Below are 15252 nucleotides of genomic sequence, written 5' to 3'. Positions count from 1 at the left end.
TAATTTATTTTAATATGAAACTTTTAGAGGCGTTCCTTAACCTTCTCTTTCTTGAAGAGTTTTAACAATTCCTGCAATTTTACCACCGCTAGACTTAAGTGCTGAAATAACGTTTTTAGCTGGCGATTGTAATAATCCAACAATATCTCCAATAAGCTCTTCTCTCGATTTCAAGCTTACCAAGGCATCTAAATGGTTATCACCAACGTATACCGATGAATCAATATATGCACCTTTAAGTTGAGGTTTATCAGTTCCTTTTCTCAAGGATTTGATCAGCTTTGCTGGTCCATTTCCTGTTGTTGAGAATAGTAATGCCGATTGGCCTTTTAGCGCTGCAAAAATCTCTGATGCATCACCATCCAATGCTTCAATCGCTTTTCTGATTAAAGTATTTTTAGCAACTTGCATTTCGATTCCGCTTTCGAAACATTTGCGGCGGATATTATTTATTTTTTCAACAGACAATCCTGAAGTATCGGCAATATAAAAATTACCAAACTCTTGCATTTTCTCTTGAAGAGCTAAAACTAGTTCGTGTTTTTCTTCTCTGTTCATAATTATGCCCCCGCTACTGATTTAGGTTCGATAGCAATTCCAGGACTCATAGTTGAAGAAACATGAATGCTCTTAAAATAAGTTCCTTTTGCAGCAGAAGGTTTTAATTTTGAAATTACTTGTAGTACTTCTAAAGCATTTTCATAAATTTTCTCTGCAGGGAATGATACTTTTCCTACCGAAGCATGAATGATACCACTTTTGTCAACTTTAAAATCTATTTTCCCACCTTTAACATCGGTAACTGCTTTACCAACATCGTTGGTTACAGTACCTGACTTAGGGTTCGGCATAAGGTTACGTGGACCTAAAACCCGGCCCAGTTTACCTACTTTTGCCATACAAGCAGGAGTAGTGATAATAATGTCAACATCAGTCCATCCACCTTCAATCTTGGCTACATATTCGTCTAAACCTACGAAATCTGCACCTGCAGCCTTAGCTTCATCTTCCTTATCTGGATTACAAAGTACTAAAACACGTACAGTCTTACCTGTGCCGTGTGGTAAAGTTGCGATACCACGAACCATTTGATTGGCCTTACGTGGATCCACACCTAAAGCGATGTCGATATCTACCGAGGCATCAAATTTAGTTGTAGTGATCTCTTTTACCAAAGCAGCCGCATCCTCTAAAGAATACGTTTTACCGACTTCTAGTTTAGCATGTGCCTTTTTTTGATTTTTTGTTAATTTAGCCACTGTTGTAAACTGTTTTTTGTTAATTAATTTGTCCAGGGTGCGTCACCGCTAACGGTGATTCCCATACTGCGTGCTGTACCGGCAACCATACTCATTGCCGCTTCGATAGTGAAGGCATTTAAATCTACCATCTTATCTTCAGCAATCGACTTAACCTGATCCCAAGTCACCGAACCAACTTTCTTACGGTTGGGCTCAGCAGAACCACTCTTTAATTTAGTAGCATCTTTTAACTGGATAGCTACAGGAGGGGTTTTGATGATAAATTCGAAAGACTTGTCAGCATAAACAGTAATTACAACTGGTAATACTTTACCGGGCTTATCTTGGGTACGAGCATTAAACTGCTTGCAAAATTCCATTATGTTCACCCCTTTAGCACCCAATGCAGGCCCTACTGGTGGTGATGGATTTGCGGCTCCACCCTTGATTTGTAATTTAACAAGCGCACTGACTTCTTTTGCCATTTTATGTTTTGTTAATTGTAATACTCAATGTTAAATATGGAAGCATGTAACATTTAAGGTCTTTATTTTATTCTTTTTCTACTTGCATATAGTTCAGTTCAAGCGGACTTTTACGTCCAAAGATCTTCACCATAACTTTCAACTTCTTTTTCTCTTCGTTTACTTCTTCGATAACGCCTGTAAAACCATTGAATGGTCCGTCCATAACTTTAACGTTTTCTCCAACATAATAAGCAATGTTCATTGTTTCGCCTTGTTGGCTCATTTCATCAACTTTACCTAGAATGCGATTAACCTCTGATTGACGCATAGGAACTGGATTGCCGCCTTTATCTCCGAGAAAACCGATCACACTATTAACACCTTTAATAATGTGCTCTAATTCTCCATCTAGCTGAGCTTCTATCAAAACATAGCCTGGGTAGAAGTTACGTTCTTTAGCAATTTTCTTGCCATCTTTCATCTGGTAGTATTTTTCCATCGGGATTAATACTTGAGGAACAAGATTTGAAAAACCTAAACGACTAATTTCAGAATCGATATACTGCTTAACCTTCTTCTCTTTTCCGCTAACAGCCCTAACTACATACCACTTTAACTGATCGTTCATTTAGCTATTTATATTTTAATTAGAAAGTGATTTATAAAAAGTATCTAAAACAAATGTTGATCCCTTATCCATTGCAAAGATAACGATTGCAATGATAAATGAAGCTACAAGAACCAACACTGCAGAATTTAACAATTCTGCCCATGCAGGCCAGGTAACCTTTTGGGTCATTTCTTCATATGATTCTTTAACAAATTGAACTACCTTAGCCATATTTTAGTATTTGCACGGGAACAAGGATTCGAACCCTGATCAAAGGTTTTGGAGACCTCTATTCTACCGTTGAACTATTCCCGTATTGATTTTATTAAAAGAACTTAGTACTTAGATGCTTGGCAATTTTCGCCGTATCTAAGTACTAAGCTTTGTATGATATTAAGTACAAAAGTACTAAATATTATTTTAAGATTTCAGTTACCTGACCAGCACCTACTGTTCTACCACCCTCACGGATAGCGAAACGAAGACCTTTTTCCATTGCGATTGCGTTGATCAATTTTACTGTAATCGTTACGTTATCACCTGGCATAACCATTTCAGTTCCTTCAGCTAGTGAAATTTCACCAGTAACATCTGTTGTACGGAAATAGAATTGTGGACGGTATTTGTTAAAGAACGGTGTGTGACGACCACCTTCAGCTTTTGATAATACATAGATTTCAGCTTTGAAATCAGTATGAGGAGTTACAGTACCTGGTTTACAGATAACCATACCACGACGGATATCAGTTTTCTCAATACCACGTAACAGTAAACCTACGTTATCACCTGCTTCACCATAATCAAGGATCTTACGGAACATCTCAACACCTGTAACAGTTGATTTAAGATTTTCAGCACCCATACCCAAGATCTCAACAGGATCTCCAGAGTTGATTACACCACGCTCAATACGACCAGTTGCAACAGTACCACGACCAGTGATCGAGAATACATCTTCAACAGGCATTAAGAATGGAAGTTCAGTTAAACGTGGAGGAATTGGAATGTAGCTATCAACAGCATTCATCAAATCCATGATTGCACCAACCCATTTTGGATCACCATTCAAACCACCCAAGGCAGAACCTTGAATAACCGGAATATCATCACCAGGGAATTCATAAAACGATAATAATTCACGAATTTCCATCTCTACTAATTCAAGTAATTCAGGATCATCAACCATATCAACTTTGTTCATGAAAACTACCAATGAAGGAACTCCTACCTGACGAGCCAATAAAATATGCTCACGAGTTTGTGGCATTGGGCCATCTGTAGCAGCTACAACAATAATAGCTCCATCCATTTGTGCAGCACCCGTAACCATGTTTTTCACATAATCCGCGTGACCTGGACAGTCAACGTGAGCATAGTGACGTAACGCAGTTGAATACTCAACGTGTGATGTATTGATAGTGATACCTCTTTCTTTTTCCTCAGGTGCTGAGTCAATAGAATCAAATGAACGCGCCTCAGATAAACCTGCATCAGATAACACTTTTGTGATAGCTGCTGTTAAGGTTGTTTTACCGTGGTCAACGTGACCGATTGTGCCGATGTTTAAGTGCGGCTTGCTGCGGTCAAACTTTTCTTTTGCCATGTTTTTATACTTATTAGTAGGTTAACTTTTATTTTAATTTTGTTGTTTTGATAGTATTCAATACAAAAAACCCTGTTCCCTCTGTTCTTATTACAGACTTAACAAAGTTCCTTATTCTATGAGCCAAAGATGGGACTTGAACCCACGACCTCTTCCTTACCAAGGAAGTGCTCTACCGCTGAGCTACTTCGGCTAATCTCAGCTTGCAATCCATTTTAGCCGGCTGCCCAACTTATTTTAGAGCGGAAGACGAGGTTCGAACTCGCGACCTATAGCTTGGAAGGCTATCGCTCTACCAACTGAGCTACTTCCGCTTCTTTATTGGTGGGGGGAGAAGGATTCGAACCTTCGAAGTCTTGCGACAACAGAGTTACAGTCTGTTCCATTTGGCCACTCTGGTATCCCCCCATTCTTTAAACTGCCTACACCTTGCGATGTTGAGTAAAAAGAGCCTCCTATCGGGATCGAACCAATGACCTACTGATTACAAGTCAGTTGCTCTACCAGCTGAGCTAAGGAGGCTTATTAAATTTAAACTTTCATAGAACCTTTTTCCTTTTCTTAAAAGCTCAACGCCTCTTCCGATTGGGAATGCAAATCTACAAGAATTTATCACCTATCCAAAATTATTTTAAAAAAAAATTGACGGTTTTTATGCCGTCAATTTTTTATCGAAAAAACTTTGAAATATATACCTAATAATCAGACACTTCATTCGAGCTTAAAATTTCTTTATGCTCACTTAATTTTGTTCTGGTCTTATCTTTATGTTTAGTAATTTGCTTTTTTAAGGACTCTATCGACAAATCTGTCGCTTCCTCAAATGTTTTACATTGCTCCTTTGCGAACATTGTCATGCCCGGAACTAATAGTTTTATCTCACTTATCTTATTGGCCTCATCATCTACATTCTCTAGTTTTAAATATACTTCCCCACTGATGATCTGATCAAAGTACTGGTCTAACTTATCTACTTTTCTTTGTATAAAGTCTAATAACTTCTGGTCTGCATTGAAATGGATCGATTGAACTCTAATTTTCATGTTGTCCTCCTTTTTTATGCCTTTGGATGGGCTTGTTTATAAATTGTTTTTAATCTTTCAATGGAATTGTGTGTATAGACCTCTGTGGACGCTAAACTAGCATGCCCAAGCAACTCTTTGATTGCATTTAAGTCTGCGCCTCTATTTAATAAGCTGGTGGCATAAGAGTGCCTTAAAACATGTGGACTCCTCTTGTCCTGTGTTGATATAAATGTCAAATAACTTTTTACTGTGCTATAAATAAATGAACGGTTAGCCTGCTTCCCTGTGTTACTAACGATTAAGGCCTCCGTTTTGTTGTCGAAATATTGTAAAGATTTCAAGTTAATAAATTCCCTTAACAATACAGCTAAAGGTTTAGGTAAAGGAATAATTCTTTGCTTCCCGCCTTTCCCATAAACTTTTACACTCCCATCGTAAAAATCGATATCATTATCTTTAAGCGCAATTAATTCAGCAAGGCGCATACCTGTACCAAACAGCACTTCTAATATAAGTTTGTCGCGAACCGAAGCAAAACTTCCATTAAAATACTCCTCAGAATCAAGCAATTTATCTAACTGCTGATCGGCTATAAAAACAGGTAAAGGTTTAGCGGCCTTCGGACTTTTAATTAATGATAAGGGATTGGAAGTAATGACCCCTTGCCGCTGGTTATATTTATAAAAACTTCTAAGGGCAGACATTTTTCTCCCTACTGAATTGGCACCTATGTTATTCTCCATTAAATATACCATGTAATCTCTCACCTGCACATACTTTGCTTCCAGCAAATCAAGCTCAAAAGTTAACAACAGGTATTCTTTAAATTGACGTAAGTCATTTTCATACGATAAAACGGTATGTGGAGAATACCGTTTTTCATGAGACAAATAAGATAAAAATATTTCTATAGACATACTTACTGTTTATGGAAAACTTATAAAGTCAATATAGTAAAAGATCTATACAAATCAATTTATTAAAAATTATTATACAAAAAAAGCGCTACCGAAATTTCGATAGCGCTTTCTATGATAGAACTATGGGAATATTAAATTACTCCTTCTAGTTGCATATTTTGTTTGTAAATAGCGTGTTTCACTAACGTACGACGAGTTACAGATTTTTTCTCGTATGCTTGTCGGCTACGAAGTTCTCTTAAAACTCCAGTTTTTTCGAATTTCTTCTTGAAACGCTTTAGCGCTTTATCAAGTGATTCGCCGTCTTTAATATTAATTATAATCATAACGTTAAAATACCTCCTCTCGTTGTTTTTAGGATTGCAAATGTATAATAAATATTTAACAAATCAACCAGATCGCATTAAAATACTGAGGTAAATAAAAAAACCGGAGAACATTAAAGCTCACCGGTTTTTTTTGCATTATATATTTGGTTAGAATAGGCTATTTATTAATAATTGAATTCTAAGTTAGGCATTCAATACTTCTCTTGCAATAACTATTTTTTGTATTTCAGAGGTTCCCTCTCCAATTGTACACAATTTGCTATCGCGATAAAACTTTTCAACGGGAAAATCTTTGGTATAACCATAGCCTCCAAAAATTTGAACTGCTTCTGTAGATGCCCTCACGCAAACTTCTGAAGCATAATACTTCGCCATTGCAGATTCTTTAGTCATCTTGAGCCCACGGTTTTTCATGTCCGCAGCCTGCCTGATTAATAAATCAGCAGCTTCAATTTCTGTGGCCATATCTGCCAGTTTAAAACTAATGCCCTGAAAACTAGAAATCGGTTGCCCAAATTGCTGCCGTTCTTTTGAATAAGCCAAAGCAGCTTCATAAGCACCTTTGGCAATACCTAATGACAAGGCCGCAATAGAAATCCGGCCACCATCTAATACTTTCATGGCTTGTTTAAAACCATCGCCTAAATTTCCTAATAAATTTTCTTTAGGCACCCTACAATTATCAAATATCATTTCGGTGGTTTCAGAAGCCCGCATACCCAGCTTATTTTCTTTCTTACCGGCAGAAAAACCTATAGTACCCCTTTCTACAACAATAGCAGAAATCCCTTTAGAACTACCCGTTTCACCAGTACGCACCATTACTACAGCAATATCACCAGATTTACCATGGGTAATCCAATTCTTAGCCCCATTAATAACGTAATCGTCACCATCAAGGGTTGCAGTAGTCATCATCCTTAAAGCATCAGAACCTGTATTAGCCTCTGTTAAACCCCAGGCACCTATCCATTCTGCAGTGGCCAATTTAGGCAACCATTTCTGTTTTTGTACTTCATTACCAAAAGCAAGAATATGCCCTGTACATAAAGAATTATGTGCCGCCACCGAAAGGCCGATAGAACCACAAACTTTAGCCACTTCAACAATTACATCTACATATTCCTGGTATCCAAAACCTGAACCACCATAATTTTCTGGCACCAAAACCCCCATTAAACCCAGTTCGCCAAGTTTTTTGAATAATTCTACCGGAAAATATTGTGCTTCATCCCATTCCATTACATGCGGACGAATATTTTTTTCAGCAAAATCTTTAACCATTTTTCTGACCATCAGTTGATTTTCAGAAATGGCAAAGCTATAGCCCACAGAATTTTCTAACGTTTCTTCCATCATGTTTAACGAATTTGAACAATAATAATGAATAAATTTACAGATTTACTAGAAGATTATTCTTTACATTTTAGTACACAACGGTATTTAGTCCAATAACCTAAATACACGTGTTTTAAGCGGTAAAAAACAAGCTAAAATAATTCGAAATTATTTTAGCTTGTTTTCAATATTACCTCATCCATATTAAAAACCTTTAATAATTATATAATTTATGAGAATTAAGAGTCAAAATATAGATTAAAATAACGGGAATAAATGTGGGTAATAATTAGATTAATAGCCTAACTAGCTGATAATGCTGGTGATACAACGATGGGCAAAACGAAAATGGGCATTTTCAAACATGATGTCCGTGATCCGTTATCATTTGATGACTAATATCGATCTATTCAAATTTCTTAAATCACTGCTGCAGATTGGGTGCAAGCTAAACAACTTAAAACAACCCCAGTTATGCCTATTTACAACATAAGGGGCTTCTATTTACAAAGGAGTAAAGTGGTTTGCTTTGATGATAAATCAAACCGCTTTTATTGAAACTCTAAAATTTAATCGGACAGCAATGATATTTATTATTTCAATGTCTGTTTTCAAAGTAATAGAATTTGGCAAATTATTTAACTTCTTCAACCTCGGATATTATATTTGCCTTGACAGGGTAAGTTCCCGTCCACTTTCCCGTTATCTTTACCACTCTTCCCGATGGTTGGCTTACAAATGTAGCTACATAAGTAGCAGCATATTGATGCACGGTGATTGTCCATTGAGAAGTTAATCTCGTATAGGGCTTTACGGGAATAGTTTGTTTTAAATTTAATGTGCTTGGTAATTGTATTACCCGACCACTATAGCCCCATTTATCTATACCTAATTGAATATCCTTATTTGCATAAATATAATCAGGAACACCTACCTTTATGGAATCCTTATCCAAATTGAAAGCATCTTTCGCATCACTTTGGAAAATAGGACGTTTCCATAGGCTCCGGAACGACCACAGCCTGCTGCGTAACGGATGTTCTATTTATAAATACAGATGATTGGGAATTGGTTTGAAACTCTTTTTCAATATCTCCTTCTTCAACAGTATATTTAATATCTTTAAATTTATAGGTCTCTACGGGTACTGGTTGAACAGGAACGACAGGTTCTGCCAAATCTTTGTTTTTGTCACAGGCAGCCAAGAAAAACAGGCAAAGAATAAATGGAATTAGTTTTTTCATGGATTATTATCTGTCTTTGAATTATTGTTTCAACCTTAAAAGTGTACCAAATTCTTTCTCTTTAATTTCAGTTTCAGAAATAATCTCAAAAGCATAAGAACCAGAGTTCTGTTCAGTTTTAACCTTAATCTTAGCACCATTAATTTTATAGGTGCCTCTATAACTAATATCACCGGTAGGCAAAATATCCACAGATCCGTCGGGATTTAATGTTAATCGCCAACCACCGTCATATTCGTTTTGTGCCGTATGCCCCACCTCTTCATATTCCTTTATTTGATCTACATTTAATTTATCTTTTTTACAACCGGCAACCGTAAGGATAAATAAGAATAGAAGAACAGGTAAATAGTTGTTTTTTAATAGTTTTAGTTTCATAACTTGTGTTTTTAATAGTTAATTATGCTGTGTTTTTCTCCTGAGTATCCTATTTTGTACTGACAACGCAACCGGTTTTAAATACGCCTTAGTACGGGTCTAAAGCTTTTTGCAGGCCGCTTAAAATGTCCTGGTAAACGGCTGCATCATCTATTATCCCTTTGTCCTCATAGTAATGTCCGTTTGAAGCACCGCTAAAAAAGTACCCTTCACTATAAATGTTTAGCATGACATTTATATTATTGCCTGTTGGTCTTAAGATAAAGTTCATTGTTCTTCTTTCTCCTACTTTGGCTGACAAGATCTTTTTATGTTTCACAAATACTTTCGCCTGTATAAATCCGGCTTGCTTATCAACCGACTGGATGAAAAAATCCTTCGCCTGTAAATAGTCGATGGTTTTATCAAACGCAACATCTTTACCGGCGGTTACCATAATTGTCTTAAATGACTTGTCATTTGCTATAATTTGTGCAAATGTGATGGTTGTGCAAATGAACAAAAGTAGCAATGCTAATAAGATCTTTGCCTTCATGACGTATTCGAATTATTCAAGCAAATATATTGTATATTTTTACTCCAAGTGGTGATATAATTGAATTATTACCTTTTACGGTTTAACTTTAAGGCTAAAATTCATTTAGATTTAATTGTTAATGGAAAAAAGAAAGTATCATGGCCCGATAAAGGACAAGGAGCGGACAAAACAAAAATTGTTGGAAGCGGTAGGCGAAATTATCAGAAGCGAGGGATATACAGGATTAGGGGTCAATAAAGTGGCAAAGTTGGCTGGCGTTGACAAAAAACTCATTTATGATTATTATACCAATCTTGATACGCTTGTCACCACTTACATCCGTCAGAAAGATTACTGGTTATCCTTTTTAGGTGAGGTAGCAGATAAGACCAACAAAGATAAAGCGTTTCCTACTGCGGAAATGTTTACTTCCATTTTGACCGGGCACCTAAATTATTTTGCCGAAAATAAGGAAATGCAACAGATTGTTAGATGGGAATTGTCGGAAAAAAACCCCATTGTATCAGAAATTTGCCAAGCCCGGGAAATTATTGGAGAACAATTTCTTAGTGCAACCGATGGCTATTTTCAGGAAACAACAGTAGATCTACGGGCTATCAGCGCTTTACTGGTAGGAGGAATTTATCATTTAATCCTTCATTCCAATACCAAGAACAGTTTATTTTGCGGGTTAGATATTTCTACCGCAGAAGGAAAAGATAGGATAACCAATGCTCTAGAATGGATCATTTCACAAGCCTACTTACAAGTTGATCCAAAAAAGTAATTCAATAATAGCGATCAGAAAAGATCAGGGGTTACATAAGCCCCTGGTCTGGGTAGGAATAATAGCCTTTATTGGTAATAATCAAATGATCTAATACGCTTATATAAAGTAGTTTACCTGCTTATTTTAAGCGTGTAGTAATTCTTAAATATTCAACGCTGGGTTGTAAATTTCCTGAGGGATGGGGGTCACCCATAACTCCGGCTATTAATCCGCTTGACATTGATACTGGCTTCATAATGTCATATTTTTAAAAAGCAAATTCCAATGGCCCAGACCTGATCAGGGAAGCCGCTCAGCAATCATCATTATCTTTTTATTTATCCGGATAAGCTTAACCCGAACGTAACGCGGAGTTAATACAAGTCCGCTATACTTGCATTTTATTTAAATATAGTTTGAAATGTCTGAAGAAAGTAGCTTCAGTCTGATTAAAAGGCGCAGCTTTTTAAGCGGATTGTCAAAAGCGAGTTTATTAATGTGTTTGCCATTGCCTGCTTTGGCTGCAAATGATACCACAGCACCTAACGAAGGATTAACGGGAATTCAATTCCTTTCTGATCCCTATTTACAGAATTGTACCGAGCATTCGGTTACCGTGATGTGGCTGACCAATAATGATTGCCTGAGCTGGGTGGAGTTGATCGCACCGGATAATACAAGGAAAAAATGTTTTACTGAAGCCCATGGATTGGTGTCCGCTGGAAAGGGTTTGCATAAAATCAAATTGTTAGACCTCCTTCCAGATACCAATTACCGCTATGAGGTTTTTTCTAAGGAAATCGAGGACTTTCATCCTTATCACCTCGTATATGGCGAGACAATAAAAAAAGGTCCTTTTTCTTTTAAAACATTTTCAGCACAGCAGGACGAGGTTCGTTTTGTTGTCCTAAATGACCTTCATGACCATCCGGATAATATTACCGAAATGATGGCTGCCGGTTGTAAACCTTCAGATTATGATTTTGTGGTCTTGAACGGGGATGCTTTTGATTATGTGAGTGATGAAGCGCAGATTTTAAGAAATGTTCTGGTGCCGGCGACAAGCATTTTTGCCTCCGAAAAGCCTTTTTTAATGGTACAGGGTAATCATGAAGTGCGTGGTAAATTTGCACGTCAACTTTTCAGCTACTTCGACTATCCTAAAGGAAATAGCTACTATGCCTTTACCCAGGGTCCGGTTCGTTTTATTGTGATGGATGCCGGTGAGGATAAGGATGATGATCACGCGGAGTATGGCGGACTGATTTCATTTAACCCTTATCGCGAAGCTCAGGCTTTATGGCTGGAAAAGGAAATTGAGAACCCTGCTTTTAAAACAGCGGCTTTCAGGGTGGTTTTAATTCATATCCCAGTGTTCCACAGCGGCGAAGGCCACGGTTCTTTGCATTGCCGTAAATTGTTTAATCCCCTATTTAACAAAGGTAAAATTGATCTGTCTCTTTCCGGACATACCCATCGTTATGGTACATATGATGCAGATGAGGCCACACACAATTACCCGATAGTGATTGGTGGCGGCCCCGGAACAGCGGTTCGTAAGGATGGCAGGCGAACCTTAATTAAAGTTCATGCTACTAAGACCTCACTTGCCTTGGATATGCTGACCGACGATGGAAAGATTGTTGGCGCCTATCGTCTTAAAAAGTAATCCATGCAAATTCAATTATAATTTTAAATTAAATGATTAAAAAGTTTACTAATTCTTTAGGCTGTGCCATGGGAATGACTATAGGTCTTCTCTGTGTAGTTCCGACTTATGCTTTTTCGGGAAATACCGGTTCTTTTGTGTTCCGCACCGCTGATGTGGTGGTGACTGGAAAGGTCTCTGATGAAAATGGGGTCGGCCTCCCCGGCGTGACCATACGTCTTAAAGATTCCAAAGTGGCAGCAATTACTGATGTGAATGGCCAATACGGTATCGTGGTACCAAAGCAAGGTGATATACTCGTGTTTAGCATGCTTGGATATACTTCGATAGAGAAGATCGTGAATGGCGCTTCATTAAATGTATCGCTGGAGGTTAGTTCCAGTAATTTAGAGCAGGTAGTTGTAGTAGGCTACGGTACGCAGAAGGTGGCTACCGTAACCGGCGCAATCAGTTCGGTAAAGGGAGAATCTCTGGTTTCATCACCTGCAGTAAATCTTTCTAATTCCCTGGTCGGAAAACTACCTGGTTTGGTGGCTGTGACCCGCTCGGGTGAACCGGGTGGTGATGGTTCAACCCTCAGGATAAGGGGCGGTAATACCCTTGGTGATAATTCGCCATTAATTGTTGTGGATGGTATCTCCAACCGCGGTTTGGAACGACTCAACCCTAATGATATTGAAAGTGTAACTATTTTAAAGGATGCTTCGGCAGCAATTTATGGTGCGCAGGCAGCAAACGGTGTAATTTTGGTGACCACTAAAAAAGGTAAACTGGGTAAACCCGAAGTTCGGTTTTCGGTAAACCAAGGTTTTAGTACACCTACCGTGATCCCTGAAAGTGCTGATGCCGCAACTTACCTGGAGATGCTGAATGAAATTTCCATATATGCTGGTCAGAAGCCGAAATACAATGCGGAAACCATACAAAATTACAGGATTGGTAGTGATCCATGGCTTTACCCTAATACGGACTGGTATGGGGAAACTTTCAGGGATTACGCGCCGCAAACAAGTGCTAACCTAAATATTTCAGGAGGACAAGAAAGCCTGCGTTATTTTATTTCTGCCGGTTTAAACAATCAGGATGGGATTTATAAAAATAGTGCGACTAAATATAAACAAATGGATTTCAGACTGAATTTGGATGGACAGCTTTCAAAATATGTTAAATATGGGGTAAATGTGGCCGCCAGGGAAGAGAATCGTAACTTTCCAACTCGCTCGGCTTCTAATATTTTTTCGATGCTGCGCAGGGGAAAACCGAACATGCATGCATTCTGGCCTAATGGTTTAAACGGCCCGGATATAGAATATGGAAATAACCCAGTGGTAGTAACCACCAATCAAACAGGTTATGACCGTAACAAAACTGCTGTTTTGCAAACCAATGCCAAATTAGACATAACTATTCCTTGGGTGGATGGCTTGTCGATATCAGGTAATGCTGGTTTTGATCAACAGACGAATAACAATAAGTTATGGCAGATTCCATGGTATTTATATTCTTGGGATGGCGTAACCTACGATGGTAGCCAGGTGCCTGTATTGAACAAAGGCCAGAAAGGTTTTACAAATCCTCAGTTAACGCAGGATATGTCGGATACCGATCTCTTAACATTGAATACCCTCATTAATTATCAGAAGAGTTTAAATGATAAACATAATTTAAAAGTACTACTTGGTGTGGAGAGAATTTCGGGCGAGAGCATGAATTTTTCAGCATTCCGTAAAAACTTTATTTCTCCAAGTATTGATCAGCTTTTTGCCGGTGCGGATGCAGAAAAAACCAATTCGGGTTCGGCTTCTGAACAAGCACGTCTTAATTATTTTGGTCGTGTGAATTACGACTTCCTGGGCAAATATTTATTTGAATTCGTATGGCGTTATGATGGTTCTTATATATTCCCTGAATCAAAACGCTTTGGTTTTTTTCCGGGTGTTTCCGCAGGATGGCGTATTTCTGAAGAGAGATTCTGGGAAAACCTAAGTCCGGTAGTGAATAGTTTAAAAATTAGAGGTTCATGGGGGAAAACCGGAAATGACAGGATCGGTACCTATCAGTATTTGTCGAGTTATGGTTTTGCTACCGGAGCCAGTAACATTTACACCTTTGGCGCTGATGTGGAAAATAAAATCCTCAGCGAATTGCGTATTCCTAACCGCAACGTGACCTGGGAAGTAGCCAACCAAGCCAATGTTGGTGTAGATGGAGAGTTGTTTAATGGAAAGGTAAACTTTTCTGCAGAGTATTTCTATAACCACAGAACGGATATTTTATGGCAAAGGAATGCATCTGTGCCGAGTTCAAGTGGTTTGACACTGCCAAGTGAAAATATTGGGGAGGTGATTAATCAGGGTACCGAATTTCAACTGGGTTATCAGAACAATGACAATGAGTTAAAATATGGTTTTACAGCAAGCCTGAGTTTCAATAAAAATAAAATCAAGTTCTGGGATGAAACACCTGGCGTACCGGATTATCAGCAAAGTACGGGTAAACCGATGAATTCGGCGTTGATTTATAATGCTATAGGTGTTTTTAATGATGAAGCGGAGGTAGAAGCCTACCCGCATTGGGCAAATGCTCGTCCGGGAGATATTATTTTCGAAGATGTTAATCAGGATGGTAAAATTGACGGTCTTGATAGGGTGAGAATGGATAAAACTGATTTACCTATACAAATCGGGGGGTTGAATATCAATTTAGCTTATAAAGGTTTTTATACCAATTTGTTTTTCCAATGGGCGATGGGTGCTGTCCGTAATAATTATTTTGAGACGCAGGGTGAAGCTGGAAACTTTCTTCAACAGGATGTGGATGGCCGCTGGACGATAGAGAATCCAACTGCCGATCAGCCCCGTACCTGGAACCGTTATAGTGAATACTGGAGAAGTAATTCCAATACGTACTGGTATCAAAGTTCGAATTATTTACGTATGAAGAATATGGAATTTGGCTATAACCTGCCGGGTACATTCACTAAGAAATTCGGTGTGCGCAATGCACAGGTGTATTTCACCGGTCTAAACCTGCTGACGTTTACCGCGGTGAAGGATTTCGATCCTGAATCTACTTCTGGTATAGCTTACCCGCTCAACAAAGTTTACAACTTCGGAATTTCATTAACATTTTAATCTTAATA

At 38.2% G+C, this 15252-nt stretch carries 17 protein-coding genes, 5 tRNA genes and 1 pseudogene; 3 read left to right on the top strand and 20 right to left on the bottom strand.

The genetic code is table 11. The features are described 5' to 3' along the window. Positions 1-36: 36 nt before the first annotated feature. From rplJ to AAKU52_RS01350, 19 genes are all read right to left on the bottom strand, one after another. Complete coding sequence (gene rplJ, locus AAKU52_RS01440; RefSeq protein WP_354329433.1) at positions 37-558, bottom strand: 50S ribosomal protein L10; 522 nt, start codon at positions 556-558, stop codon at positions 37-39. A gap of 2 nt (positions 559-560) precedes the next feature. Then, on the bottom strand, positions 561-1259 hold the full coding sequence (rplA, locus tag AAKU52_RS01435) for a 50S ribosomal protein L1 (protein WP_354329431.1): 699 nt from the start codon (positions 1257-1259) through the stop codon (positions 561-563). A gap of 23 nt (positions 1260-1282) precedes the next feature. Continuing rightward, positions 1283-1726, bottom strand: coding sequence for a 50S ribosomal protein L11 (rplK, locus tag AAKU52_RS01430; RefSeq protein ID WP_354329429.1), 444 nt, complete (start codon positions 1724-1726; stop codon positions 1283-1285). 67 nt (positions 1727-1793) lie between these two features. Beyond that, on the bottom strand, positions 1794-2336 hold the full coding sequence (nusG, locus tag AAKU52_RS01425) for a transcription termination/antitermination protein NusG (protein WP_354329427.1): 543 nt from the start codon (positions 2334-2336) through the stop codon (positions 1794-1796). A gap of 15 nt (positions 2337-2351) precedes the next feature. Continuing rightward, positions 2352-2549, bottom strand: a complete 198-nt coding sequence (gene secE, locus AAKU52_RS01420) for a preprotein translocase subunit SecE (protein ID WP_354329425.1) — start codon at positions 2547-2549, stop codon at positions 2352-2354. Positions 2550-2562: 13 nt separating this feature from the next. After that, positions 2563-2633: transfer RNA gene (locus AAKU52_RS01415), tRNA-Trp, on the bottom strand. 100 nt (positions 2634-2733) lie between these two features. Further along, a complete protein-coding gene (tuf, locus tag AAKU52_RS01410; RefSeq protein WP_354329423.1) occupies positions 2734-3921 on the bottom strand; it encodes an elongation factor Tu in 1188 nt (395 codons plus the stop codon). A gap of 121 nt (positions 3922-4042) precedes the next feature. Further along, a tRNA-Thr gene (locus AAKU52_RS01405) sits at positions 4043-4114 on the bottom strand. 48 nt (positions 4115-4162) lie between these two features. Next, positions 4163-4235: transfer RNA gene (locus AAKU52_RS01400), tRNA-Gly, on the bottom strand. An 8-nt stretch (positions 4236-4243) separates the two neighbouring features. Then, positions 4244-4329: transfer RNA gene (locus tag AAKU52_RS01395), tRNA-Tyr, on the bottom strand. Positions 4330-4370: 41 nt separating this feature from the next. Then, positions 4371-4443 (bottom strand) — tRNA-Thr (locus tag AAKU52_RS01390). A 173-nt stretch (positions 4444-4616) separates the two neighbouring features. Next, on the bottom strand, positions 4617-4964 hold the full coding sequence (gene hpf, locus AAKU52_RS01385; protein ID WP_354329421.1) for a ribosome hibernation-promoting factor, HPF/YfiA family: 348 nt from the start codon (positions 4962-4964) through the stop codon (positions 4617-4619). A 14-nt stretch (positions 4965-4978) separates the two neighbouring features. Beyond that, positions 4979-5863 (bottom strand): tyrosine-type recombinase/integrase, encoded by an 885-nt coding sequence (locus AAKU52_RS01380; protein ID WP_354329418.1) that lies wholly within the window; start codon positions 5861-5863, stop codon positions 4979-4981. A gap of 134 nt (positions 5864-5997) precedes the next feature. Then, positions 5998-6192, bottom strand: a complete 195-nt coding sequence (gene rpsU, locus AAKU52_RS01375) for a 30S ribosomal protein S21 (protein WP_354329416.1) — start codon at positions 6190-6192, stop codon at positions 5998-6000. Between the two features lie 186 nt (positions 6193-6378). Further along, complete coding sequence (locus AAKU52_RS01370; protein ID WP_354329627.1) at positions 6379-7551, bottom strand: acyl-CoA dehydrogenase family protein; 1173 nt, start codon at positions 7549-7551, stop codon at positions 6379-6381. Between the two features lie 616 nt (positions 7552-8167). Further along, complete coding sequence (locus AAKU52_RS01365; RefSeq protein ID WP_354329414.1) at positions 8168-8488, bottom strand: hypothetical protein; 321 nt, start codon at positions 8486-8488, stop codon at positions 8168-8170. A gap of 19 nt (positions 8489-8507) precedes the next feature. After that, positions 8508-8777, bottom strand: coding sequence for a hypothetical protein (locus tag AAKU52_RS01360; protein ID WP_354329412.1), 270 nt, complete (start codon positions 8775-8777; stop codon positions 8508-8510). A 21-nt stretch (positions 8778-8798) separates the two neighbouring features. Further along, positions 8799-9155, bottom strand: coding sequence for a hypothetical protein (locus AAKU52_RS01355; RefSeq protein WP_354329410.1), 357 nt, complete (start codon positions 9153-9155; stop codon positions 8799-8801). Between the two features lie 88 nt (positions 9156-9243). Further along, positions 9244-9690 carry a hypothetical protein gene (locus AAKU52_RS01350; RefSeq protein ID WP_354329408.1) on the bottom strand — a complete coding sequence of 149 codons (447 nt, stop codon included), beginning with the start codon at positions 9688-9690 and terminating at the stop codon, positions 9244-9246. Positions 9691-9811: 121 nt separating this feature from the next. Here AAKU52_RS01350 and AAKU52_RS01345 point away from each other — a divergent pair, with 121 nt between their 5' ends. Further along, positions 9812-10459, top strand: coding sequence for a TetR/AcrR family transcriptional regulator (locus tag AAKU52_RS01345; protein ID WP_354329406.1), 648 nt, complete (start codon positions 9812-9814; stop codon positions 10457-10459). A gap of 31 nt (positions 10460-10490) precedes the next feature. Here the strand turns inward: AAKU52_RS01345 and AAKU52_RS01340 are convergent. Next, a pseudogene (locus tag AAKU52_RS01340) lies at positions 10491-10568 on the bottom strand (JAB domain-containing protein); the annotation flags it as partial. Positions 10569-10862: 294 nt separating this feature from the next. Here AAKU52_RS01340 and AAKU52_RS01335 point away from each other — a divergent pair. Together AAKU52_RS01335 and AAKU52_RS01330 are read left to right on the top strand one after the other, a co-directional pair. Continuing rightward, positions 10863-12110, top strand: coding sequence for a metallophosphoesterase family protein (locus AAKU52_RS01335; RefSeq protein ID WP_354329404.1), 1248 nt, complete (start codon positions 10863-10865; stop codon positions 12108-12110). Between the two features lie 32 nt (positions 12111-12142). Then, positions 12143-15244: a SusC/RagA family TonB-linked outer membrane protein gene (locus tag AAKU52_RS01330; protein ID WP_354329402.1), complete on the top strand. Its 3102-nt coding sequence runs from the start codon at positions 12143-12145 to the stop codon at positions 15242-15244. The last annotated feature ends 8 nt before the right edge of the window (positions 15245-15252 follow it).

The organism is Pedobacter sp. CG_S7 (assembly GCF_040544395.1).
Taxonomy (GTDB): Bacteria; Bacteroidota; Bacteroidia; order Sphingobacteriales; family Sphingobacteriaceae; genus Pedobacter.
This window is presented reverse-complemented; position numbering and strand designations above follow the sequence as displayed.